The organism is Micromonospora sp. NPDC005172, assembly GCF_040608555.1.
Lineage (GTDB): Bacteria > Actinomycetota > Actinomycetes > Mycobacteriales > Micromonosporaceae > Micromonospora.
This window is the reverse complement of the sequence record NZ_JBEXIL010000004.1, coordinates 106,215-129,078: the sequence shown is the minus strand read 5'-3', so window position 1 is coordinate 129,078 and position 22,864 is coordinate 106,215. Positions and strand designations below refer to the sequence as shown.

The following is a 22,864-nucleotide window of genomic DNA, read 5'->3' as shown; positions in this document are numbered from 1 at the left end:
GCGGAGGCGAACGCATGCGACTACTCATCACCGGCGGCGCGGGCTTCATCGGGTCCAACCTGGCCCGTGCCGCGATCCTGCGCCGCAGCGTCACCGACATCCGGATCCTCGATGATCTCGCAACGGGGCAGATGAGCAATCTCGACGGCCTCGACGTCGACACGATCCCGGGCTCGATGCTCGACGACGAGGCCTTGGACCGGGCGATGGTCGGCCGGGACGCGGTGGTGCACCTGGCGGCGCTGCCCAGCGTGCCGCGTTCGCTGCGTGACCCGATCGCGTCGCACCATGCCAACGCCACCGGCACGCTGCGGGTGCTGGAGGCCGCGCGCCGTCACGAGGTGGGCCACGTCGTCGTCGCCTCGTCCTCCTCGGTCTACGGCGCGAACCCGGTGCTGCCCAAGACCGAGCTCGCCTGGACCCGCCCGCTCAGTCCGTACGCGGTCAGCAAACTCGCCACCGAGGCCTACGCGCTGGCGTACCAGTCGTCCTTCGGCCTTCCCACCCTCGCGTTCCGGTTCTTCAACGTCTTTGGCCCCGCCCAACGGCACGACCACGGCTACGCGGCCGTCGTACCCCGTTTCGTCTACGCGGCACTGCGCGGTGAACCTGTCGAGCTGCACGGCGACGGTCGGCAGTCCCGCGACTTCACCTATGTCGAGACGGTCTGCGCGGTGCTGCTCGACGCGGTGGAGCGCTCGGTCTCCCATCCTCAGCCGGTCAATCTGGCCTTCGGCGCCCGGGCCGAGCTGCACACGGTGGTGTCCGAGTTGGAGCAGATCATCGGTCGCCCGATCGCCCGGCGGCACGTGGAGCCACGTACCGGGGACGTCCGCCACTCCGAGGCCGACAACCGGGTGCTCCGCTCGCTCTTTCCCGACGTGGTGCCGACTCCCCGGATCGACGGCCTGCGCGCCACCGTCGAATGGTTCGAGGCGCATGTGTTGAAGCAGCCCGCCTGATGCTCGACCGGCCCCCGGAGGCCGGGGCGGCCGCACCTGCCCTGGTCGACACGCCCGTGGACACCGCGTCGACGGCACAGGCCGCGACGGCGGAGTCGGCGGTGGGCGAGGACGACCTGTCGGTGGCGCGGCGCTCGCGTGGCCGGGCACTGGTCGCCGGCATCGCCTCGTCACTCGCCGGCAAGGCCGTCGGCCTGGTCGCGCCACTGCTGATCACCCCGATCGCCTTCCGCTATCTCGGCCCCGAGCGGTACGGCATGTGGATGGCGATCACCTCACTGACCGCGATGGCGTTGTTCGCCGACTTCGGCCTCGGAAACGGCCTGCTCACCCGGCTCTCCCGGCTCTACGCCACAGGCGATCGCGGCGCGGCGGCCCGGGAGATCGCGAGCGCGTACGCCCTGCTCGGCTCCCTGGCGGTGACGCTGGTGCTGGTGCTGGTGGCGACCATCCGGCTGGTGGCCTGGCCGGCGCTGCTGAACGTCGCGGACCCGGCGGTCGCCCGGGACGCCCGAGTGGTCGTGCTGCTCTGTTTCGGCGCCTTCCTCGTCAACATTCCGCTGGCCCTCATCCAGCGGGTGCAGTACGCCCACCAGCAGGTCGGGGCGAGCAACCTCTGGCAGGCGGCCGGGAGCCTGATCTCGGCGGGCCTGGTGGTGGTCGCCGCCGCCGCGAACGCCGACCCGGTCCTGGTGATCGCGGCCGCGGTGCTTGCCGTGCCCCTGATGAGCCTGGCCAACTCCGTCTGGTTCTTCGGCTGGCAGCAGCCCGACCTCCGACCGCGCCGCAGGGACGTACGCGCCACGAAGGTGCGGGGCCTCCTGAGGTTGGGGTCCCGGTTCTTCGGGCTCTCCGTGCTCACCTCCCTCGCCCTCAACATCGACGGCTTCCTCGTCGGCCGGGTGCTCGGTCTGCACGCGGCCGCGAACTACGCGGTGATCCTGCGGATGTTCGCCGTGCTGGCGTTGTTCGTCACTCTGGTCAACCTGCCGCTCTGGCCGGCCAATGGAGAAGCTCTCGCCCGGGGCGACGTGAGCTGGGTCCGGCGCAGCACCCGACGGATGGTCGTCCTGTCCGCCGCGGGGGTGGCGCTGCCCGCGCTGTGCCTCGTGGTGGGTGGCAACGACATCCTGCGGATCTGGGTACGGTCCGACGACCTCGCGCGGGTGCCGATCCCGCTGTTCGTCGCGCTCGCCGTGTGGTCGGTCTGCGTCGCCGTCGCGTCGCCGCTCTTCATGGTGCAGAACAGCGTCGGGCTGCTGGGGCCGCAGTTCCTCGGTTGGGTGGCCTGCCTGACTGTCGCCGTACCGCTGAAGATCCTGCTGGCGGGCAGCGAAGGCCTCTCCGGTGTCGCATTCGCCTCGGCGCTGTCGTACGGGGTGACCGTGCTCCCCGCCGCCATCGTCGGTTACCGGAAGGCGTTGGCGGGAGTTTCCGCGAGATCGTCCACTTCACCTGAGATGGAGCATGATGGTGCGCAGCATCCTCGCTGCCCTGCGTGATCGCCGAGCGGCGGCCCGCGACCCGGAAGAGTTCGCGCGCTCGATCGGGGTGAACCTACGCGGGCGCGTACGTTTCTACGGCGTCAACCGGAGCATGTTCGGCTCCGAGCCCTGGCTGATCACACTGGGCGACAACGTCTACATCACGGCCGGCGTGCAGTTCCTCACGCATGACGGCGGCACCCTCATCCTGCGCCGGGAATATCCGGATCTCGAGTGGACCGCGCCGATCAGTGTCGGCGACGATGTCTACATCGGTGTCCGGTCGATCATCATGCCGGGGGTCCGGATCGGGAATCGATGCATCATCGGAGCCGGCTCCGTCGTCACCCGTGACGTTCCAGACGGGAGCGTCGCCGCTGGCGTGCCCGCGCGCGTTCTGCGCACCACCGACGAGTACCTCACAGCGATGAGGGCCAAGTCGCTCGGCTGCGGCCACCTGCCTGCGCAGGAGAAGGCCGCTGTGATCCGCGAGATCTACGGAGTGTCGAGGTCCTAGACGTCAGGGGCGGCCGGCCACGAACGCGCTGACCGTGGGCCTCCAGGCGCGGTAGTCGAACGCCGACGCCCGCTCCCGGGCGCGGCGGCTCATCTGCCACCACTGCGCGTCGTCGAGGCTGAGCGCCCGCCGGAGGCCGTCCCGGACGTCGTCCGCGTCGGGCCCGGCCAGCACGATGCCCTGCCACCCGTCGTCGATGTACGTCGCCAGGTCACTGGTGTGGTTGAGCAGGACCGGGCAGCCGGCGGCCAGGCTCTCGGGCACCTTCGACGGGAAGCCCGCATCGGCGTAGCCCCCGGTGGGTCGGACCAGCACCGAGTAGTGCGCCGTGCGCAACTCCGCCAGAACGCGGTCGCGCGACACCCGGCCCAGGAAGACGATCTGGTCGGTGAGGTCCGCCACGACCGTATCGTCCAGGTCGGACATGGCGGCGGCCTGCTCCTGGGTCATCCCGGCCACGGTCAGCCGCACCCGCTGACGCTCAGGTTCCGGCAGCCGGCGAATGCCCTCCAGCACCGCGGCGAGGCGGTCCTTGGGCCCTGCGGTGCCGGCGTACAGCAACCGCAGACCGTCCCTCAGCGACGGCGGGGCGGGTTCGTGATAATCGGCGCAGTCGACCTGGGGCGGCACCACCAGGATGGGGCGGTTCGGCCGGGCGAGGCGTCGTTGCAGCGTCGTGGAGATCGCGATGACCCGATCCGCCAACCGTTCCGCGAGCAGGGAGTGCCACCGGTGCCGGATGAAGTAGGGCGTCAGGCGTCCGTGGCGGAACTGTCCGGGCTCGTGCCGTTCGAGCACGTCCACGGTCAACGGACAGCGCATCGTCAGCCGCAACACGATCCAGGTGCTCAGGTTCCACAAGCCCAGCGGGAGGCAGATGCCGGTGACCTCACCGGTGGGTACCCCCGCCTGACGCAGGGCTCTGAGCACGCGAAGCGGGCGGCTCTGCCGGCGCGCCCAGCGCCGGAGTCTCCCGCCCCCGTCGGCGGCGAACAGCGTGATCAGTCGCAGTTCGGGTGGCAGGGTGACCGGCTCGGGTGGGCGTTCGGTGCCGGGCCAGTCGTTCACGATCACGGTCGTCGCGCCCGGGGGAGTCGCGGAGCGGGCCAGTTGGAGCAGCCGGTTCGACATGGCGTCACCGTGCGGGAACCGGTACGCCGCCACCATGACCACTCGTGGCGCCGGCTCGCCCGGGGCGATCGACGACCGAGCTGGAGAGGTGAGGGTCTCGTCGCTTTTCATGCGTTCCGTTCGTATAAAGCGTGTCTCAAACGTTTGACGGCTATTGCCGGTGTTACTGTACGCACCGATGCGGTTACCGGGGATCAGGGCGCGCCGTCGGTGGCCCACGGTCGACGATGGAGTGTCAGTGCAGCCAGTTCGCCGGGACGACCACGGTCCGAGCGCTCCACCGGTGCGCGCACGGCCGGTCGTCGTGCAGCACTCGGCCGGCACGCCCGGCGCCAACGGGCCACTGACCGCCGTGGGGCGGGTGCTGGATTCCGCCCTCGGCGAGCGGTACGAGTTCGTCCGCATGCATCAGGTCGGCGGCAACGGCGGTCTCAACGTGCCGTTGTTGCGCGAATGGGTCCGACTCCTGCGGCGGGTGCGACCCGATCTGGTGCACGTGCGCGGCCTGCAGAACGAGGGTTTTCACGGCGTGCTCGCCGCCCGGTTGGCCGGCTGTCCCAGAATCCTGGTCACCGTGCACGGCACCGTGCGGGACCTGAGGCACACCGGCCGCAGTTGGCGTAGAGCGCTGTTGGCCGGTGGCGCGGAACCGGCCACTCTGCGGATGGCCAGCCACGTCGCCACGGTGTGCGAGTACGCCGCCGGCCGGGACTTCGTGCGGGCACATGCCGGCAGGTTCGTCGGCGTGATCCCCAACGGGGTTCCACTACCCGCCGACGTGGGCAGCGTGCGGAGCACTCGACGTGCCGCCCTCGGCCTGGGCCACGAGGACGTGGTCATGATCGCGGTAGCGCGGCTGAACTGGGACAAGGGCTTCGGGGTGCTGGCCGACGCGCTGCGGCGACTGCCGCCGCCACCGCGCCGCCGGGTGCTGCTGGTCGCCGGTGACGGACCGGACCGCGCGGGAATCACCGAAGCCCTGACCGGTGTCCACGACATCGAGGTGCGGCTGCTCGGCAGTCGGCTCGACGTGCCGGATCTTCTCTCGGCCGCCGACATCTTCGTCTTTCCCACCCTGCACGAGAACCTGTCCAACGCGCTGCTGGAGGCGATGGCCCACGGGCTGCCCGTCGTGGCCTCCGCCGTCGGCGGCAACGTCGAGGTGCTGCGCCAGGGTGGCGGTCATCTCGTGCCGGCGGGAGACCCGGTCGCGTTCGCCGCCGCCCTCGAGCCGTTGCTCGACGACGCCGCCGAACGTCGGCACCTGGGGGAGACGGGCCGCAAGGTGGTGCACGACGCGTACAGCCTGCCGGTGATGCTCCGGTCCCTCGACGACGTCTACCAGCGCATCCTGCGAGGAGCGGCGTGACCGACGAGCACTGCCCCCGCGTACTGCTGCTCGGCTTCACGGTCGCCGACGACGTGCTCCGAGAGATCGTGGCGCGCGATGTCGTCCTGCCCACCCAGACGCACACGTTCGCCTGGGCCCTGGTGCGGAGCCTCCGCGCGGCGGGCTGTCCGGTACGTCTGCTCTCCGCGGCACCCGCATCGACGTTCCCGCGCAACCGGCAGATCCACTTCCGCTCGGGGCAGTTCCAGCAGGACGGCGTGCACGGGGAACTGCTCGGCTTCGTCAATCTGCTCGGCCTGAAGCACCTGACCCGGTTCGTTGCCGCCGTACGCGCCGGGTCGCGGACGTTGCGCCGGCACGGCGACGACGTCCTGCTCATCCACGGCGTCCACACGCCGTTCCTGTGGTTCGGTGTCCTGGTCGCGCGGCGCGGCACGGCACGGGTGGTGCCGGTGCTGACCGATCCTCCCGGTGTGGTTCTCCCCTCCGACGGGCGGATCGTCCGCGCGCTGCGCCGGCTGGATCACGCGCTGGTCCGGATGGCGCTGCGTCGCTCCTCCGGCGTCGTGGTGCTCACTGCGGCACTTGGCGAGGATTTCGCGCCATCGATTCCCCGCCTGGTCATGGAGGGGATCTGCGATCCACCCGCCGCCGGGGCGTCACCTGGCGGACCCGCTGCCGTCCCGACCCGACCGGACACCGCCACCCGCGACATCGTCTACGCCGGTGGGCTGACCCGCGCGTACGGTGTGGACCGTCTCGTCGAGGCGTTTCGCGGTATGGCTGACCCGGACCTGCGCCTGCTCCTGTTCGGGCGGGGCGAGCTGGAGGAGTGGGCGCGGACGCAGGCGGAGGTCGATCCGCGGATCTCCCCGCCGGAGCTGCTGGACCGCGCCGAGCTGGTGCAACGCCTCGCCGGCGCGTCGGTGCTGGTGAACCCGCGACCGGTGGATCAGACGTTCGTCCGCTACTCGTTCCCGTCGAAGCTCATCGAGTACCTGTCCACCGGCGTTCCCGTGGTGACCACACGGTTGCCGGGCATCCCGCCCGACTACGAGCCGTACCTGCGCTTCGCGGAGACGGACACGGCCGACGGGCTGTGCGACGCGCTGCGGCACCTGCTGGCGATGCCTCCCGGGGAGAGAGCCGCCCTCGGCGCTGCCGGTGCCGCCTTCGTGCGGGAGACCCGCGGTCCGGAACCGCAGGGCCGACGCATCCGGTCGTTCCTGGCCGGCCTGTCGGTCGCCCAATCAGGGGATGTGGACACCGCCGAGCAGGGGCGCAGCTCGCCGCTGCACCTCGGGCGGCCGTGAATCGCCCGCGCCGTTCGTCAGGGCGTTCCACAGGTACAGCATCAGCAGGGTGGCGAGACCGATCATCCCCGGGCGGGACATGCCGAGCTGATTGTTCGCCGGGATGTACGTGACGAGCAGGCACATCTGCACGAAGAGCAGGGTCGGCAGGATGCCGCCAGCGAGGTTGACCGCACGCCAGAGCCCGGCGAAGAACCAGCCCAGCAACGCCATGAACAGGACGGTCCCCGGGAACGTGAGGTCAGAGGCCAGCCAGGGATAGATCGTCGACCAGTACATACCCGCCGGCCATCCCGTCCGGGCCTCGGTACGCGTGGGATAGGCCGGATACCGGTCCGCGTCGACCCCGAAATACTGGGTGCCGTACGAGGTGACGGCCGGGGTGCTGCCGAGACCGTGCGACCAGACGAACGGTGTGTCGAGGTTGTACGCGAGACCGAGATAGCCGTGGGTCGGATAGATCATCAGAGCGGCCACTCCGGTCGCGGCATGCTCGCCGACGATCCGCTCCACTGTCGGGTTGGCACGGACACGGTCCTGGGTGCCGAACTGGTCCACCCGATCGGCCTGGTTGCTGACCAGATAGGCGCAGAAGAGGGCCACGACGACCGCCACCAGCACTGTCGCGCGTCGACGCTTCTTCGTCCGGCCGAGCCGGCCCGGCCCACGCGAGGCGCCGATGAGCAGGCTGGCCGCCATCATGAGCACGACGTCGCCGAGCCCTTTGAGGGTGCCGATATAGAGGAAGAAGAGGCTGTAGACACCGACGCCCGCGATGCCGGCGGCTCGCAGGCCGCTGGACAACCGCCGCCAGTGGACGACAAGCAGTGGGACGAGCACCGTACCCAGCACGCCGAGCAGAGTGAGAACCTGGATGGCCGGATTCGTGCGCCCGCTGTCCTGCTGCTGCTGGTAGACCGTGAACTTGTTCAGGTAGGCCGCCGCGGGGTTCTGCAGACTGGCGAGGATGCTGCCGGGGCCGGTCGCCCCGTATTCGAGCAGCAGGGCGACGCCGAGCGCGACGTGGTAGATCCCGCCGGCCAGGACGAGCCTGCGGATCCGCCGGATGTCGGTCGACCTCGTCGCGCCGCCGGATCGTCGAGGTGTACCGCGGCGGTAGAGCTGCGCGGCGTAACCGGCGGCGAAGGCGCCGGTGGCGCTGAACACGAACAGGCACAGCTTGGCCGGGTTCGGGACCTGTTGCGCCAGCGCCCCGGCCCAGAAGAAGCCGAATGTCCCCAGCATCCAGCCGACGGCCAGTATCAGTGGCAACCAGGCGCGCGACGAATGGCGAAAGGGTCCCTGGTGGTGAACGGGCTCCGTGGGAACGGGCGCAGGTGCGTTCCAACGTGTGGTGCTCGGTGCTGTCGTGGTCATCCGGCTGGTGCTCCCGCGTCAATTCCCGATCCGCCGGGTGCCTCCCGGCCGGGCTGGTTCCACTCGTCCCCGATCTGGTCCGCCGGGTCGACACGTGGATCGACCAGAGGTCTGTCGCCGTGCGAGCAGGTCAGGTCGCGGGCGGGGCATTCCCGATGGTGGTGTCACAAGTGTTGAGGGTTTTATATCAGTGGCCGAAACGATATCTGGCAGCTTTCGCGAATGCCGGTCGCGCGCATGGCGGCTCTCCACAGCGCCTACGACGTCGACCGTCTCGTAGCTGGCTCCAAAGTTGCCGATATTGGGTGCAGTCCAACAGTTTCCCGGCGGCTCCCGGTCGCGTTGGGCGATGAAGGGGGTATCGGTCGGGCCGCAGGAGCGGGACAGGGCCGCCTTGAAGAGGGGACGCAACGGCATGGTGCGGACCATGGGGGCGCAGCTCGGCTACCGTCGGGACCATCAGTTGCCGGCGGTGAACCTGTGGGGCGGGCTGGGGCTGGTCCTCGTGTGCGTGCTCGCCGCAGTGGCTCCGGTGGCGCCGGCCACCGTGCAGGGGCGGTATGTGTTGATGGCACTGCTGCTGATCGTGCCGTCGGCGTGGCGCTGTCTCGGGTGGCCGGATCTCCTCGCGGTCGTGTTGGCCGTCTGGGCGAGCGCCGCGGCAATCAGCGTGACCGGGGTGCCGTCGTCTGCCAACGCCCTGTGGGCGTACTGGGGGATGTGCACGCTGTTCGTCGCGGCGCGGGGAGCGGTGACCAACGCCTCGCATTTCGCGTTGGTGGGCTGCGCCTACCTCGGCGGGTGCGTGTGGGCGGCCGTCGAGGTGGTGAGCAGCGCTCGGGGGGTCGACCCCACGATCGACCCGGCACTGATCCGCGTCGGGATCGGCGCGGTGAACCCGAACTACACAGCCTATTCGCTGGTCACCGGGGTGGTGGTAGCGGTCGCGGTGGCGCGGGCGGGTGGGCTGTCCCGGCGGCTGCGGCTCGCCGTGCTGGCCGCGATCCCGCTGCTGGCCTACGCGGTGGTGTGGAACGGCACCCGGGGCGCGCTCATGGCCCTCGTGTTGGTCGGTGGATATCTGCTCGCGGCTCGGGCCGCGCCCCGGGTCGCGTGGACCTCGATCGCGGTAGCGGCTCCGGCCCTGCTCATCGCCATCCCTTTCGGGGTGTACGGGGACTCGCGGCTGCTGTGGTTGCAGGAGTTCTTCGCCCGCAGGGACGACAACATGTCGGGGCGGCTCTATCTGTGGGCGCTGGCCCGGCAGGTGTGGGAGGGGCACATCTGGACGGGCATCGGGCCGGGCATGTTCCCGACCGTTACCGGCATCGGAGCGCACAGCGTCCCGTTGACCATCGCCGTGGAGCTGGGTGCTGTCGGGCTGGCGCTGTTCGCCGCGCTCGGGGTGGCGGTGCTGATCGGGCCGGCGGGCTCGGGCACGGTCGGCAAATGTCTCGCCGGCGTGTTGGTCCTGGCGTGGCTGCCGATCCTCCTGTCCGGTCACTGGGAACTGTCTCCCGCCGGTTGGTTGGTCGCGGCGCTGTGGTCGCGGTTGTCACCAGGGACGTGGCGGTGGGCGGCCAAGGGAACGTCGATACTGCCGAGGTCGGGAAAGATGGCCGGACGGCACCGGGCCGACGAGGACGTGCCGCCCGTAATCTCTTCGCCCACTTCGATCTTCCCCGTCCGCGCTGGCTCGTCGTGACGCTGGGTGCGAGAGGTTTCCGAATCGATCGGAAACGCGGTGGGCTCCAGTCCGCGAACGCAATTCGTCTTGGCCTGCGCCACGATAGAGTGCCCGATTCACATTGGACGTCCGGATCGATTCGCTGCTGGTAATGCCTTGCGGTCGAATCGCGACGGAGAGCGTATCTGTGGAGGTCGCCTCTCGTTATCCCGGATGCTGAAACTGGCCGATTTGGCCCTTGCTCCGGGACGGGTGCGCGGGCGCCCCGTGACTCTCTCGTCGAGTCGTCGGGTTGCGGACCGGCGCAGCGACGACACGGGAGAATCAATGAATTTCGCAACCACCGGACGCCGTGTTCTCATCACCGGCGGTACGGGTTCCTTCGGCCAGACCATGGTGCGCCGGCTCCTCGACCGTGGTGCCGGTGAGGTCCGGGTGCTGAGCCGGGACGAGGCCAAACAGGACGCCATGCGTCGGCTGCTCGGCGACGAGCGGGTCCGCTACTACGTCGGGGACGTGCGCGACTACGACTCGGTGCTCAAGGCCAGCCGGGGCATCGACTACGTCTTCCACGCGGCAGCCCTCAAGCAGGTGCCGTCGTGTGAGTTCTTCCCGCTGGAGGCCGTCCGGACCAACGTGCTGGGCAGCGCCAACGTCATCGAGGCCGCCGAGCGCAACGGCGTCGGATCGGTCGTCGTGCTCAGCACGGACAAGGCCGTCTACCCGGTCAACGCGATGGGCATGAGCAAGGCGCTGATGGAGAAGGTCGCCCAGGCGCACGCCCGGAACAACCCGAACAGCTCGACCACCGTCTCCTGCGTCCGGTACGGCAATGTCATGTACTCGCGTGGATCGGTGATCCCGCTGTTCGTCGAGCAGATCAAGGCCGGCCGGGCGCCGACCGTGACCGACGTGGGGATGACCCGGTTCCTGATGTCGCTCGCCGACTCGGTCGAGCTGGTCGAGCACGCCTTCCACCACGCGCGACCCGGTGACATCTTCATCCGCAAGGCCGCCGCCTGCACGGTCGGCGACCTGGCCGAGGCGGTGTGTCAGCTCTTCGACGTGCCCACCAAGCTCGACGTGATCGGCGTGCGACACGGAGAGAAACAGGCCGAAACGCTCGCCAGCAGGGAGGAACTCGCCCAGGCCGAGGATTTCGGCGACTTCCTCCGGGTGCCGCTGGACGCCCGCGACCTCAACTACGCGCTGTACGTCTCCGAGGGTGACCTCGGCGGCGGGCCGAGCGAGGACTTCAACTCGGCCAACGCGCCGCAGCTCGGCGTACCCGAGATCATCGCGCTGTTGAAGACGCTGCCCGAGGTACGCGCGGAGCTGGCGCTGCGGGACCCGGTGCTGGCGTGCTGAGGCTCGCCGTCACCGGTGCCGGAGGATTCCTCGGCTGGCACGTGCGGGTGCTGCTGCGGGCGCTGGGCTGGCCGGAACCGGTCGTGCTCACCCGGGCCGACCTCACCGATCCCGGCGTGGTCGCCGCCAAGGTGGCCGGGGTGGACCGTGTGCTGCACCTGGCCGGCGTCAACCGGGGCGAGCCGGCCGATGTCGCGGCCGGGAACGTCCAACTCGCCGCGCAGCTCGCCGAAGGTCTCAAGCGGTGTGCGAACCCGCCGGCACGGGTTGTCTACGCGAACTCCGTGCAGGCCGGCAACGGCACCCCGTACGGCGATGCCAAAGCCACCGCCGCGCGGGTGCTGGCGGCCACCGGCATCGAGGTCGACGACGTGTTGCTGCCGAATCTGTACGGCGAACACGGACGTCCGTACTACAACTCGGCCGTGGCGACGTTCTGCCGGGTGCTCGCCGAGGGCGGCCGGCCAGAGGTGCACGCCGACCGCGAGTTGAGCCTCGTGCACGTCACCGACGCGGCCGCGCGGCTCATCGGTGTACCGGCCGGCGGCTCGTGGGATCCGGCCATGCCGCCGGTGCGGATCGGCGTGCAGGCTCTGGCCAGCCTGCTGACCGGGATGGCCGCGACGTACCGGACCGGGGAGTTCCCGTCCCTGGTGAGCCGGCACGACGTGCGGCTGTTCAACACCTACCGGTCGCACTGCTTCCCGGCGCACTATCCGCTCGCGCTGCCCCGCCGGGCCGACGCCCGGGGCGAGCTGGTCGAGACGGTCAAGGCGCACGGCGGCGCCGGCCAGACGTTCTGCTCCACCACCCGCCCCGGCATCACCCGAGGTGAGCACTTCCACCTGGCGAAGGTGGAACGGTTCGTGGTGCTGCGCGGCTCGGCCGAGATCAGTCTGCGCCGGGTGGACGACACCGAGGTGCTGCGGTTCCCGGTCAGCGGCGACGAGCCGGTGCTGGTGGACATGCCCACGATGTGGGTGCACAAGCTGGTCAACACCGGCTCGGACGACCTGGTGACGATGTTCTGGACCAACGAACTGTTCGATCCGGACCGACCGGACACCTGGCCTGAGCCGGTGGAGGCGACCCGGACGGCGCCGGTGGCGGTCGGCGCGTGAAGGTTGGCCTGATCAGCCAGTGGTATCCCCCCGAGGGGGCGTTCATCCCCGGCAACCTGGCGAGCGGGCTCGCCGGCCGGGGCCACCAGGTCCGGGTGCTCACCACCTTTCCGAGCTACCCGTACGGCCGGACCTACCCCGGCTGGCGGCAGCGGTGGGGGTATCGGGAGACCGAGGGGCCGGTGGCGGTCCGGCGGGTTCCGGCCTATCCGAGTCATGACGCCTCCGCCCTGCGCCGGGCGTTGAGTCTCCTGTCGTTCGGTGCCAGCAGCGCGTTGCCCGGGGCACGGTGGCTCGCCGACGTCGACGTCACGTACGTCTACCACCCACCGCCCACGGCCGTCGCCGCCGCGGCGTTGCTGCGCGCCGCCCGGCGGACACCGATCGTGCTGCACGTGCAGGACCTGTGGCCCGATTCGGTGACGCATTCCGGCATGGCACCCACCGGCCGGGCCGGTCGCTCGCTGGAGGGGGCCGTCGGCGCGCTGATGCGTGCGACGTACCGGTTGGCGGACACCATCGTGGTGATCTCCCCGACGATGGCCGAGCGGGTGGTGGCGGGAGGCGCCGACCCGGACCGGGTGCGCGTGGTCTGGAACTGGACCGACGACGCCCTGTTCCGGCCGGTGCCGGTCACCGCCGAGGCCCGCGCGGTGCTGGGTCATCGCGGACGGTGCACCGTGATGTTCGCCGGCAACCTCGGGCTCCTGCAGGGCCTGGACACGGCCATCCGGGCGGCGGCCTCCGCCCGGGACCGGTTGGACCTGGTGCTTGTCGGTTCCGGCGCGGGCGAGGACGCGGCCCGTCGGCTCGCGGCCGACCTGGGCGCCGACAATGTGCGGTTCGTCGGTCGACACCCGCCCGATCAGATGGCGCAGCTGTCCGCGGCGGCGGACTGGCAGTTGGTGTGCCTGCGGGACGTGCCCGCCCTGCGGGCCGCCGTCCCGTCGAAGCTCCAGGCCGCGTTGGCCTGTGGCATTCCGGTGATCGCGGCGGCGGGCGGCGACACCGCGGCCCTCGTCCGCTCGGCCGGGCTCGGTCTCGTCTGCCCACCGGAGGACTGGCGGGCGCTCGCCGACCAGTTCGTGGCGGCAGCCGACATGCCTACCGACGCGCGTCGCGAGATGGGCCGCCGGGCCCGACACACCTACCAGGAGCGGATGTCGCTGCGGGTGGGCGTCGACCAGTTCGAGGACATCCTGACCAAGGTTGCTGCGCAGAGAGGACGGGCATGACCAGGATCATGACGGTGGTCGGAACCCGACCGGAGATCATTCGGCTGTCCCGGGTGCTCGCCCGGCTCGACGACACGGTCGACCACGTTCTGGTCCACACCGGCCAGAACTGGGACCCGACGTTGTCCGACGTGTTCTTCACCGAGCTGCGGCTGCGCCAGCCCGACCGGTTCCTGGAGGTCGACACCTCGTCGCTCGGCCGGGTCCTCGGGGGTGTGCTGGTCGGCATGGAGCAGGCGATCGCCGAGCTGCGCCCGGACGCGCTGCTGGTGCTGGGCGACACCAACAGTTGCATCGCCGCGCTGATGGCGAGGCGGATGCGGGTGCCGGTGTATCACATGGAGGCCGGGAACCGCTGCTTCGACCTGAACGTGCCGGAGGAGACCAACCGCCGGCTGGTCGACCACGTGGCCGACTTCAACCTCGTCTACACCGAACACGCCCGGCGCAATCTGCTCGCCGAGGGTCTGCACCCGCGCCGCATCCTGCACACCGGGTCGCCGATGCGGGAGGTGCTGGAGCATTACCGGACATCGATCGCCGGCTCGACCATCCTCCGGCAGATGGAACTGGGTCCGGGCGGGTACTTCCTGGTCAGCGCGCACCGGGAGGAGAACGTGGACCGCCCCGACCGGCTCCGCCGGCTGCTGGACTGCCTGGTCGCGGTGCGGGACCGATGGGGATTGCCGGTGCTGGTCTCCACCCACCCACGTACCCGCAAGCGGCTGGAGGCGCTGGCCCCGGACGCCACCGCGCTGGACGGCATCGCCTTCCACGAGCCGTTCGGTCTGCTCGACTACGTGCACCTGCAGACCATGGCGTACTGCACCCTGTCGGACAGCGGGACCGTCAGCGAGGAGGCGGCCATCCTCGGCTTCCCCGCGGTGACGTTGCGCGAGTCGATCGAACGGCCGGAGGCTCTCGACGCCGGCGGCATCATCATGACGGGTCTCGACCCGCAGGGCGTGGTCGAGGCGGTCGAGGTGACGGTGGCCCAGGTGGCCGCGCAGGGGGTTCCCTGCCCGGTCGACTACCAGGTGCCGGACACCTCCCGGCGGGTCGTCGACTTCATCCTCTCCACCGTCCGCCGGCACCACGACTGGGCGGGCATCCGCCGCTGAAGCAGGCAGCGCCGAACCGGGCAGCGCCGGACAGTCGACAGGGCCGGGTCACCGCGTCGAGCGGTGACCCGGCCCTGTGGCCATCGTCAGCGTGACTGCAGCGGTACGCCCAGCGGACCGTTCACCACCGGAAGCGTCGGCTGGGTGCAGAGCAGTGCGAGCTGCTCGACGACCTTCGCCGGCTCGGCGTACGGGTCGAGCCCGCGCACCTCCCTCGGGTCCAGCGCCGGCACCGTCACATGCGACACCAGAGGATGCAGCGGTCGGGCGTCGATTTCCCCAGCCCCGAGGAGGTCCTCGTGCAGCTTCTCGCCGGGCCGTAGGCCCGTGTAGACGATCGGAACGCTGCTGGTGGCGTGTTCGGCCATCTGCCGGGCCAGGTCGGCGATCCGCACCGGCTCGCCCATGTCCAGCACCAGAGCCTCCCCGTCCCGACCGATCTCGGTGGCCTGGAGGACCAGATGGACGGCTTCCTGGACCGTCATGAGATAGCGGGTCACGTCCGGGTGGGTGACGGTCAGCGGATTGCCGGCCTCGATCTGCCGTTGGAAGGCTGTCACCACCGAACCCCGACTGCTCAACACGTTGCCGAACCGGACACTGAGGAACGTGCCCGGGAACCGCGACGCGGCGTGCGCGGTCAGCAGCTCGGTGATCCGCTTCGAGTAGCCGAGGACGCTGATCGGATTGGCTGCCTTGTCCGTGGAGATGTTCACGAACCTGGCCACGTCCCGGCAGGCGTCGAGCACCGACAGGGTGCCCCAGACGTTTGTCTTGACCGCCTCGCCGGGGTGCCGCTGGAGCAGGGTGAGGTGCTTGAGCGCCGCCGCGTGGAAGATCACGTCCGGCCGGCGTTCCCGGATGACCCGGCGGATGCCCTCGTCGTCGCGAAGGTCGGCGAGGATCAGCTCCGGGCCGTCGAGCAGGGCACGCCCGGCCAGCGACATCTGGAGGCTGTGCAGGGCCGTCTCGTCGCGGTCCAGCATCATCACCTCACCCGGGTCGGCCTTCATGACCTGTCGGCACAGTTCCGAGCCGATCGAGCCGCCGGCGCCGGTGATCAGGATTCGCAGGCCGGTGAGGCTGTTGCCGCTCAGTGGCAGGTCGGCGACGACCTGGCGGCGGCCGAGCAGGTCACTGATCTGCACGTCGCGGACGTCGGTGACGGTGATCCGGTGGTCCACCAGGTCCCGGACGGGCGGCAGCACCTTGAAGGCGGCGCCCGTCTCGAGGGTCGCCTCGCGGATCTGACGGATCAGGGCGGCGTCGGCGTTGGCGACCGAGAAGATCACGGCACCGGCGCCCGTGCGTCGGACGGCAGTGCCGACGTCGTGTCGGCCGCCCAGCACCCGTACCCCGCCAACGCGCAGGTCGCGCTTCTCCGGATCGTCGTCGAGCGCGCCGACCGGCAGGTAGTGTCCGCGCGGGTCGCCGAGCATGGCCCGCAGCAGGCCCTGGCCCGCGTCGCCCATGCCGAACAGCAGCACCGGCGTCGCCGAGTGGACGTCGGGGCGCATGGCGAGATCGTGGCGGTGCCGGTACGCGAACCGCGCGGCGAGCATGAACAGCACGGCCAGGGCGCCGCCGATGAGGGGGGTGCTGGCAGGTACCGGTCGCTCGGCGAGCGGCAACAGACCCACCGTCAGGATGCTCGCGATCATGATCGCCGTGCCGGCGACGTGCTGGACCTCGTGGAGGCTGCCGACGGGGTGCCGGCCCGAGCGGAGCCGCCGCACCGGAACCAACCCCGCGTGCAGGACCGCCGCGATGCCGCCGAGGGTCACCGCGCGCGTCAGTTGGCCAGTGGTGAGGGTGAACTCGTAACGCGCCCAGGTGGCCAGCACAACCCCGACGATCCAGGCGCCGGCGTCCGCGCCGAGGAGAGCGCACGCCCGAGGCACCGCCCCCCATCGCGCTCCGGCCCTTTCCGAGCGTCGTTCTCTTTCGATGTGCCGCTGCGGCATGTGTGTCCTCGTCCCAATCGTTCGGCCGCCTGACCGGCGGCTTTGCGCCTTATGTAGTGATACCTCCTATTTATTGATCACTTGTCTTTTTCACGTACCGCCTCGCCGGGCGCTGTGTTCAGCTCCGGAGATCGACCGGACGCGACATCCGGACGAATCGGGCAAAGCCTCCGGCAATGGCGGCCTCGGTTGTCGGGCCGATCCGATAGCAGCGGGTGGCCGGCACGACCTGGGCGAGTGCTGCGGCGAGACCCGGGCCGGGCGCCTCTGCGGCGAGACGCAGGGACGGGCCGACGACCCGGACGCTCGCCGTGCCGGTCGCCCACCCGATCCGAAGATCCCCGAAGCCGTACGCCGCGTGGTGCGCCGCGAACGACGGCCAGTCGAGCAGACGGACGGTGGGGTCGGGGGCGACTCCGTCGAGCCGTACCTCGGTCCACTGCGCGTACGACTCGTCGGTGAAGCCGCGACGCTCGTAGAGGCGGCGCGCCCGGGGGTTGCTCGACGACACGTCCAGCGCGAGGTCGGCGCACCCGAGTTGGCGTGCCAGGTCGTACCCGTCGTCGAGCAGCAGCCCGCCCCACCCTCGTCCCCGCTGCCCTGCGGCGACCGCTATGCCGTTGAGGAAGAGTCGCCTGCCGATCACCCGCCAGTCGGCGACCGCCCGTACCCGGGAGGAGTCGCGGACGCAGCGGAGCACGACCGTGCGGAGGCCGCTGGGCGGGGCGACGGCGGCGCCGAGGAAGGCGGCGAAGGTCGCCGCGTGGTACGGCGTCAGACCCGCGCACTCGGCGGGTATGGACTGGCGGAGCAGTTCCACGATCCCGTCGAGGTGCGGATCGGTCGGCTCGTCGACGGTGGTGATGCCGGTCCGCGACACCAGGACGGTCACGTCAGCATCCGCTCCCGGTCGAGGTCGAGCATCTGCGCGGACGGATCCGCCGCGACGCCGGCACCGGTGAGGACCGCGCGGACGGTGCGGCCGATGATCCGCAGCTCCAGTCCGAGCGACCAGTTCGTGACGTAGACGACGTCGAGTTCCAGACGCTCGTTCCAGGCAAGCCCGTTGCGTCCGTGGATCTGCGCCAGTCCGGTGATCCCCGGGGGTACCTCGAAGCGCAGCCGCTCCCGGTCCGTGTAGAACGGGTCGTACCGGGGCAGCAGCGGACGTGGCCCGACCAGGCTGAGCTCACCCTTGAGCACGTTGACCAGTTGGGGCAGCTCGTCGATGCTCGCCCGCCGCAGCAGCAGACCGATGCCCTTGCAGCGTTCTCCGTCCGGCAGGAGCACGCCGTGCGCGTCGCGCTCGTCGGTCATCGTGCGCAGCTTGTAGACGGTGAACGGGCGGCCCGCCTGGCCGGTTCGTTGCTGGCGGAACAGGACCGGCCCGCCGAGTCGCAGGCGGATCAGGATCGCGGCCAGGGCCAGCACCGGAGAGAGCGCGACCAGGATGGTCAGGCTCACCACGACGTCGATGAGCCGTTTGATCCGACGTTGTGTGTCGAGTGTCGCGGTGCTCATGCGACACCTGCCCGGTACGCCGGGAAGTAGCCGCTGGACTCCAGGTCCTCGGCCGTGCGGTCGAGCCGTCTGGCCCGCGCGGCGACCAGTTCGCGGTAGCGGCCCGGGGCGATGACGGCCGAGCCCGTCCAGAACGGGGTGCGGACACCGCCGAACGAGCGCTTGAACTGGAAGAGCCCGTCGTCGGCGCGGACGCCGCCGCCGAGGTGGACCAGCCGGCACCCGTGCTCCGTGGCCCACTCCAGGATGCTCCAGACCAGCAGGTTGTTGGCGCCGGCGCGCGCGGCGAGCGGGTCGGACCCGGCCAGGTGGTAGTGGGCCCGGTCCCGGTGCCGCAGCACGAGGGCGGCCGCCACCACGGCGCCGTCGGCATCGCGGATCTCCGCGATGGACAGCGCCTTGTCCAGCCCGGCGGCCAGCTGCCGGTAGTAGCGGTCCGGGAACAGATACCAGGGCTGGCTGCCCAGTCGGACCATTGTCGACTCGTAGAGCCGGCGGAAGGGCGTGCCGGGAAGCAGGTCCTCCTGCCGGGCGGGACGGACGGTGCCGGTCAGACCACTCCTGCGGGCCTTGCGGATGGCGGTGCGGGATCGGCCCTCCATGCCGCTCCACACCTCGTCCGGCCCCTGCGACACGTCGACGGTGACGGTGTCGGCCCGGCGGGTCAGCTCGACGGACCCGAGCCCCCGGACCGCCTCGACCGAGGCGGGATCCAGCGGCGAGAAGCGCAGGAAGAGCGCGACGACCGCGGAGTCCCGCCAGTGTGCGACCGCACGGGACCAGAAGCTGACCAGGTCCGCGGTGGTGCACCCGGCGTCGACGTGCAGCCCCGAGTAGCCGTACGGGCTCGCGGCGTCGGCGTCGGTGTCGCTCACCGGCCGGAGTACGTGGGGCAGCATGAGCCGGTCGTGCTCGTGGATCATCTGCCAGCTGCCCGATTCGGTCCCGGCGGCCGCCCGGCCGTAGCCGGCCGTGAAGTAGACGTCAGGGCAGGAGGCGTCCAGTACGGCTGCCGGAGCGCCGGGGCCGGTCACCGTGAATCCGCTGGTCACCGGCGGCTCAGGAACTCGTCGATGGCCCGGCGGACCCGGTCGCCCTCGTGTTCGGCCATCGCCGAGCCGCTGGGCAGGGTGAGACCGGTGGCGAAGAGCCGTTCCGCCGCGCCGCTGAGCACGGCCTGCGCCCCGGCGTGCACCGGTTGCAGGTGCATCGGCTTCCACACCGGACGCGTCTCGATGTCCTGAGCGGCGAGGTGGGCGGCCAACTCCCCGGGCCACCACCCGGAGATCTCCGGCTCCACCACGATGGTGGTCAGCCAGCAGTTGGCGCCTGGATCGCCGTCGCCGAGCAGTCGGACCCCCGGCACCGCGGCGAACAGCTTGGCGTACTGGTCACGCAGCTCGTGGCGGCGGCGGATCATGCCGTCCAGCCGGGACAGCTGCGCCCTCCCGATGGCCGCGAGCACGTTGCTCAGCCGGTAGTTGTAGCCGATGTCGGTGTGTTCGTAGTGCGCGACGGGCTGTCGCGCCTGGGTCGCCAGGTACCGGGCGCGGGCCGCGAGTTCGGCGTCGTCGGTGAGCAGCATGCCGCCGCCGGACGTGGTCATGATCTTGTTGCCGTTGAAGGACAGCACCCCGGCCCGGCCGAACGACCCGGCGGCCCGGCCGGACCGGGTGGCGCCGAGCGCCTCGGCGGCGTCCTCGATGACCGGATGGCCGGCACGGGCACACACCGGAAGCAGGCGGTCGTAGTCGGCGCAGACGCCGAACATGTCCACCGGTACGACCGCAGCGACCTGTCGTTGCTCGGCGTCGAGCCGGTCGAGCAGCGCCTCGAGCAGGTCCACGTCGATGTTGCCGGTCATCGGGTCGCAGTCGACGAAGATCGGCTCGGCGCCGGTGTAGACGGCGGCGTTGGCGGTGGCCGCGAAGGTCAGGGTCGGCATGACGACGACCTGCCCGGGGCCGGCGCCGACAGCCAGCAGCGCCAGGTGCAGGGCGGCCGTCCCGGAGCTGGTGGCCACGGCGTACGACGTGCCGATCCGCTCCGCCAGCTCGGCCTCGAAGGCGTCGACATCCGGACCCAGCGGCGCGACCCACCCGGAGCGGATGGCGGCCAGCGCGTACGACTCCTCAAGCTGGCCGACGTCGGGCGGGGAGAGGTAGACCTTGCTCATGCTCGGATGACTCCCGCCGTCGCCGGGCCAAACTGACAAACCGGTTTTACCATCGGTCCAGCTCCCATACCTGCGTTTCCGCTATTCGAGGCTGTTTTCGGGATATTCCACTCGTCGCGGGGGTCCCGATCCCGGAAGGCTCTTCACGTCGGGCCCTCGTCAGCGGCGGCTACAGTGCTGCGAGCCGCGCCCACCGGTGGGCTCAACGCGCGAAGGGAGCCTGTGGGTGCTGCATCTGAGGGTGATCGCACCGACGGACCAGTCGGAGGCGGTGGCCGACCTGCTGGCCGCCGACCCCGGCGTGACCCACCTGGTGGTGCTGCCCGGTGCCGCCCGGCAGCCGCGCGGCGACCTCGTCGAGTGCGACGTGGTCCGGGAGAGCGCCGACACCGTCCTGGAAGGCCTTCAGCGCCTCGGGGTGGACGCGCGCGGTGGGATCGCCGCCGACGACGTCGAGCTGACCATCTCGGCGGCGGCCGACCGGGCGGCCGAGCGGGCGCCCGGCAGCGGCGCGGACGCCGTGGTCTGGGACGAGATCGCCGCGAAGACCGGTGAGCAGACCGAACTGTCCGGCACCTATCTGGTGCTGATCGTGGTGGCCACCATGATCGCGGGCATCGGTGTGCTGCTCGACCAGCCGATCCTCATCGTCGGGGCGATGGTGGTCGGGCCGGAGTTCGGCCCCCTCGCCGCGCTCTGCGTGGCGCTGCTACGCCGCCGCCTCGACGTGATCGGCCGCTCGGTGCAGGCCCTCACGGTCGGCTTCCTGGCGGCCATGGTGGCGACCGTGCTGAGCACCTGGGCGCTGACCGCCGCGGGCCTGGTCAGCAAGGGGATGCTGCTCGCCGATCGACCGCTCACCGACTTCATCTGGCGACCGGACGCGCTGTCCTGGGTGGTCGGCCTGCTCGCCGGTGTGGCCGGCATGCTCTCGCTGACCTCGAAGAAGTCGGGCAGCCTGGTCGGGGTGCTGATCTCGGTCACCACCGTGCCGGCCGCGGCGAACGTGGCGGTCGCCGCCGCCTACCGGGTGTGGGACGAGGCCGCCGGCTCGGCCCTCCAGTTGGTGATCAACCTCTGCGCGATCGTCCTGGCCGGCCTGCTCACCCTCGTGGTGCAGCAGCTCTGGTGGTGGAACCTGGCTCGTCGGTCCCGCCGTCGAGCAGCCGGGTGAGCAGCGTCCGCAACGGGATCGACTCACCGTCGCGTCCGCCCGCACCCACCACCAGCGGTGGCGGACTGGGCTGCGGGTCGACGCCGAGGAGTCGGGCCCGCAGGCCGCCCGGCACGGTCAGCAGATGGAACCGCCCGGCCACGTCCACCGCCCGGGTCTCGGCCCGGTCGACGTACCAGCCGGTCAGCCCGGTCCGGTAGCGACCGCGCCCGTCGTAACCCCTGGCGACCAGCCGCGTGGTGGGCAGCCCGCGCCGGGCGGCCTCGGCCACGAACCAGGCCACCAGCTCCGCGGCCTGCGCCTGCTCGGCGGCTCGCCGCCGCGCGTCCGCGTCGGCGTGCGCCCGCACCGCGTGCTGCTGCCGCTCCCGCCACTCACGGCCGTCGTCCTCACCCACGAGGCGACGGTACGCCCCGACTCAGTCCAGCACGGCCCGCAGGGTGTGCCGGGCGGTGTCGGCCATCACCGGGTTGGTGTCGACGTAGTACGGCAGCGCGTTGATCGCCTGTGCCAGGGCCCACCCGCGCCCCCGCTCCCAGGTGGCGTCGTCCACGCCCACCGCCCGCCGGTACGTCTGGCGCGCGCTGACGTCGAGCAGGTTCCACGCCGGCATCAGGTCGACAGCCGGGTCGCCCACGCCGACCGTCCCCAGGTCGATGACGGCAACCAACCGGCCGTCGCGCACCAGCAGGTTGCCCGGCATCAGGTCGGCGTGGAGCCACACGTCGGCGGGGTCGTCCCGGCGTACGTCCCGGCACCGGTGCCACACCTCGGCGAGCGCGGCGGTGTCGGCGAGTTCGCCGCTGACAGCGAGGGCGGCCCGTACGTCGTCGTCCTGGTCCGCCAGGGGCCCGCCCCGGCCGAACCCCGGCCACGCCCGTCCGCCGGTGTCGATGCCGTGCAGGGCGACCACGACGGCGGCCAGGTCGCGGGCGAACACCTCCAGATCGTCGATCCGGTCGGGCTGGGCCGTCTCCCCGGCGATCCAGCGGTGCGCCATCCACGGCCCGGGGTACCCGGCACCCGGCTCGCCGATGCCGAGCGGCTCGGGTACCGCGACCGGCAGGTGCGCGGCGAGCAGCACGGCGTGCTCCTGCTCCCGCCGCAGCTCCGCGCGCAGCTCCGGATCGGCGGACGGGCGCAACGGAAACCGCAGCACCACGTCCCCGCCGAGCCTGAACAGAGCGTGCACCGTGCCGGCCGAGGGGAGCGGGTGGACCGGCAACCCTCGCCAGGGGGGAAACTGCTCGGCCACCAACGCGGCAACCACGTCCGCGCCCACGTCCACCTGGTCGGCATGCATCCGCATCGCGAGATCATCACCCAGGAACGGGCGGAAACGCGCGCCCTTTTCCGCCCGCC

Annotated in this window: 20 protein-coding genes; 11 read left to right on the top strand and 9 right to left on the bottom strand. The window is 71.0% G+C overall.

Annotation, left to right across the window (positions count from 1 at the left end):
• Positions 1 to 14 precede the first annotated feature (14 nt).
• The 3 genes from ABZV06_RS04525 to ABZV06_RS04515 are packed head-to-tail and all read left to right on the top strand — an operon-like array spanning position 15 to position 2,963.
• Positions 15 to 962 (top strand): NAD-dependent epimerase/dehydratase family protein, encoded by a 948-nt coding sequence (locus ABZV06_RS04525; RefSeq protein WP_355618582.1) that lies wholly within the window; start codon positions 15 to 17, stop codon positions 960 to 962.
• On the top strand, positions 962 to 2,464 hold the full coding sequence (locus ABZV06_RS04520; RefSeq protein WP_355618580.1) for a lipopolysaccharide biosynthesis protein: 1,503 nt from the start codon (positions 962 to 964) through the stop codon (positions 2,462 to 2,464). Before ABZV06_RS04525 ends, ABZV06_RS04520 begins: the two co-directional genes overlap by 1 nt.
• Complete coding sequence (locus ABZV06_RS04515) at positions 2,433 to 2,963, top strand: DapH/DapD/GlmU-related protein (protein ID WP_355618707.1); 531 nt, start codon at positions 2,433 to 2,435, stop codon at positions 2,961 to 2,963. The genes ABZV06_RS04520 and ABZV06_RS04515 overlap by 32 nt, the downstream gene beginning before the upstream one ends.
• A gap of 3 nt (positions 2,964 to 2,966) precedes the next feature.
• On the opposite strand, the gene ABZV06_RS04510 is transcribed toward ABZV06_RS04515, so the two are convergent.
• On the bottom strand, positions 2,967 to 4,205 hold the full coding sequence (locus ABZV06_RS04510) for a glycosyltransferase (protein ID WP_355237978.1): 1,239 nt from the start codon (positions 4,203 to 4,205) through the stop codon (positions 2,967 to 2,969).
• Positions 4,206 to 4,332: 127 nt separating this feature from the next.
• Here ABZV06_RS04510 and ABZV06_RS04505 point away from each other — a divergent pair, with 127 nt between their 5' ends.
• Positions 4,333 to 5,463 (top strand): glycosyltransferase family 4 protein, encoded by a 1,131-nt coding sequence (locus tag ABZV06_RS04505; protein WP_355618577.1) that lies wholly within the window; start codon positions 4,333 to 4,335, stop codon positions 5,461 to 5,463.
• Complete coding sequence (locus tag ABZV06_RS04500; RefSeq protein WP_355618574.1) at positions 5,460 to 6,758, top strand: glycosyltransferase family 4 protein; 1,299 nt, start codon at positions 5,460 to 5,462, stop codon at positions 6,756 to 6,758. Before ABZV06_RS04505 ends, ABZV06_RS04500 begins: the two co-directional genes overlap by 4 nt.
• Here ABZV06_RS04500 and ABZV06_RS04495 read toward each other — a convergent pair.
• A complete protein-coding gene (locus tag ABZV06_RS04495) occupies positions 6,696 to 8,003 on the bottom strand; it encodes a hypothetical protein (protein WP_355618571.1) in 1,308 nt (435 codons plus the stop codon). The genes ABZV06_RS04500 and ABZV06_RS04495 overlap by 63 nt on opposite strands.
• 481 nt (positions 8,004 to 8,484) lie before the next feature.
• Between ABZV06_RS04495 and ABZV06_RS04490 the strand changes: the two genes are divergently transcribed.
• The 5 genes from ABZV06_RS04490 to wecB all read left to right on the top strand — a co-directional run bounded on the left by ABZV06_RS04490 (position 8,485) and on the right by wecB (position 14,667).
• On the top strand, positions 8,485 to 9,840 hold the full coding sequence (locus ABZV06_RS04490; protein WP_355237967.1) for an O-antigen ligase family protein: 1,356 nt from the start codon (positions 8,485 to 8,487) through the stop codon (positions 9,838 to 9,840).
• A 309-nt stretch (positions 9,841 to 10,149) separates the two neighbouring features.
• A complete protein-coding gene (locus tag ABZV06_RS04485) occupies positions 10,150 to 11,190 on the top strand; it encodes an SDR family NAD(P)-dependent oxidoreductase (RefSeq protein ID WP_355237964.1) in 1,041 nt (346 codons plus the stop codon).
• Entirely contained in the window at positions 11,184 to 12,311 is a 1,128-nt protein-coding gene (locus ABZV06_RS04480; protein WP_355237961.1) for an NAD-dependent epimerase/dehydratase family protein, read from the top strand. Before ABZV06_RS04485 ends, ABZV06_RS04480 begins: the two co-directional genes overlap by 7 nt.
• On the top strand, positions 12,308 to 13,546 hold the full coding sequence (locus ABZV06_RS04475; protein ID WP_355237958.1) for a glycosyltransferase family 4 protein: 1,239 nt from the start codon (positions 12,308 to 12,310) through the stop codon (positions 13,544 to 13,546). Before ABZV06_RS04480 ends, ABZV06_RS04475 begins: the two co-directional genes overlap by 4 nt.
• Complete coding sequence (gene wecB, locus ABZV06_RS04470; protein WP_355237955.1) at positions 13,543 to 14,667, top strand: UDP-N-acetylglucosamine 2-epimerase (non-hydrolyzing); 1,125 nt, start codon at positions 13,543 to 13,545, stop codon at positions 14,665 to 14,667. The genes ABZV06_RS04475 and wecB overlap by 4 nt, the downstream gene beginning before the upstream one ends.
• Positions 14,668 to 14,753: 86 nt before the next feature.
• On the opposite strand, the gene ABZV06_RS04465 is transcribed toward wecB, so the two are convergent.
• The 5 genes from ABZV06_RS04465 to ABZV06_RS04445 form a co-directional block, all read right to left on the bottom strand.
• Positions 14,754 to 16,568 (bottom strand): nucleoside-diphosphate sugar epimerase/dehydratase, encoded by a 1,815-nt coding sequence (locus ABZV06_RS04465; RefSeq protein WP_355237952.1) that lies wholly within the window; start codon positions 16,566 to 16,568, stop codon positions 14,754 to 14,756.
• A gap of 181 nt (positions 16,569 to 16,749) precedes the next feature.
• On the bottom strand, positions 16,750 to 17,523 hold the full coding sequence (locus ABZV06_RS04460) for an N-acetyltransferase (protein WP_355618568.1): 774 nt from the start codon (positions 17,521 to 17,523) through the stop codon (positions 16,750 to 16,752).
• Positions 17,520 to 18,152, bottom strand: coding sequence for a sugar transferase (locus ABZV06_RS04455; protein ID WP_355618565.1), 633 nt, complete (start codon positions 18,150 to 18,152; stop codon positions 17,520 to 17,522). Before ABZV06_RS04455 ends, ABZV06_RS04460 begins: the two co-directional genes overlap by 4 nt.
• The gene (locus ABZV06_RS04450; protein ID WP_355237942.1) at positions 18,149 to 19,204 is read right to left on the bottom strand and encodes a GNAT family N-acetyltransferase; all 1,056 of its coding nucleotides are present in this window, start codon (positions 19,202 to 19,204) and stop codon (positions 18,149 to 18,151) included. Before ABZV06_RS04450 ends, ABZV06_RS04455 begins: the two co-directional genes overlap by 4 nt.
• Positions 19,201 to 20,328, bottom strand: coding sequence for an aminotransferase class I/II-fold pyridoxal phosphate-dependent enzyme (locus tag ABZV06_RS04445; RefSeq protein WP_355237939.1), 1,128 nt, complete (start codon positions 20,326 to 20,328; stop codon positions 19,201 to 19,203). Before ABZV06_RS04445 ends, ABZV06_RS04450 begins: the two co-directional genes overlap by 4 nt.
• A 226-nt stretch (positions 20,329 to 20,554) precedes the next feature.
• Here ABZV06_RS04445 and ABZV06_RS04440 point away from each other — a divergent pair, with 226 nt between their 5' ends.
• A complete protein-coding gene (locus tag ABZV06_RS04440) occupies positions 20,555 to 21,502 on the top strand; it encodes a DUF389 domain-containing protein (RefSeq protein WP_355237936.1) in 948 nt (315 codons plus the stop codon).
• On the opposite strand, the gene ABZV06_RS04435 is transcribed toward ABZV06_RS04440, so the two are convergent.
• Together ABZV06_RS04435 and ABZV06_RS04430 are read right to left on the bottom strand one after the other, a co-directional pair.
• Entirely contained in the window at positions 21,432 to 21,899 is a 468-nt protein-coding gene (locus tag ABZV06_RS04435) for a hypothetical protein (RefSeq protein ID WP_355237933.1), read from the bottom strand. The genes ABZV06_RS04440 and ABZV06_RS04435 overlap by 71 nt on opposite strands.
• A 21-nt stretch (positions 21,900 to 21,920) precedes the next feature.
• Complete coding sequence (locus ABZV06_RS04430) at positions 21,921 to 22,811, bottom strand: aminoglycoside phosphotransferase family protein (RefSeq protein ID WP_355618562.1); 891 nt, start codon at positions 22,809 to 22,811, stop codon at positions 21,921 to 21,923.
• Between the last annotated feature and the right edge of the window lie 53 nt (positions 22,812 to 22,864).

Excerpts from the sequence above, each read along its gene's own strand:
- ABZV06_RS04525 (WP_355618582.1), top strand. The coding sequence starts at position 15 with ATGCGACTACTCATCACCGGCGGCGCGGGCTTCATCGGGTCCAACCTG.
- ABZV06_RS04520 (WP_355618580.1), top strand. The coding sequence starts at position 962 with ATGCTCGACCGGCCCCCGGAGGCCGGGGCGGCCGCACCTGCCCTGGTC.
- ABZV06_RS04515 (WP_355618707.1), top strand. The coding sequence starts at position 2,433 with ATGGTGCGCAGCATCCTCGCTGCCCTGCGTGATCGCCGAGCGGCGGCC.
- ABZV06_RS04510 (WP_355237978.1), bottom strand. The coding sequence starts at position 4,205 with ATGAAAAGCGACGAGACCCTCACCTCTCCAGCTCGGTCGTCGATCGCC.
- ABZV06_RS04495 (WP_355618571.1), bottom strand. The coding sequence starts at position 8,003 with ATGCTGGGGACATTCGGCTTCTTCTGGGCCGGGGCGCTGGCGCAACAG.
- ABZV06_RS04490 (WP_355237967.1), top strand. The coding sequence starts at position 8,485 with ATGAAGGGGGTATCGGTCGGGCCGCAGGAGCGGGACAGGGCCGCCTTG.
- ABZV06_RS04485 (WP_355237964.1), top strand. The coding sequence starts at position 10,150 with ATGAATTTCGCAACCACCGGACGCCGTGTTCTCATCACCGGCGGTACG.
- wecB (WP_355237955.1), top strand. The coding sequence starts at position 13,543 with ATGACCAGGATCATGACGGTGGTCGGAACCCGACCGGAGATCATTCGG.
- ABZV06_RS04455 (WP_355618565.1), bottom strand. The coding sequence starts at position 18,152 with ATGAGCACCGCGACACTCGACACACAACGTCGGATCAAACGGCTCATC.
- ABZV06_RS04445 (WP_355237939.1), bottom strand. The coding sequence starts at position 20,328 with ATGAGCAAGGTCTACCTCTCCCCGCCCGACGTCGGCCAGCTTGAGGAG.
- ABZV06_RS04430 (WP_355618562.1), bottom strand. The coding sequence starts at position 22,811 with ATGCGGATGCATGCCGACCAGGTGGACGTGGGCGCGGACGTGGTTGCC.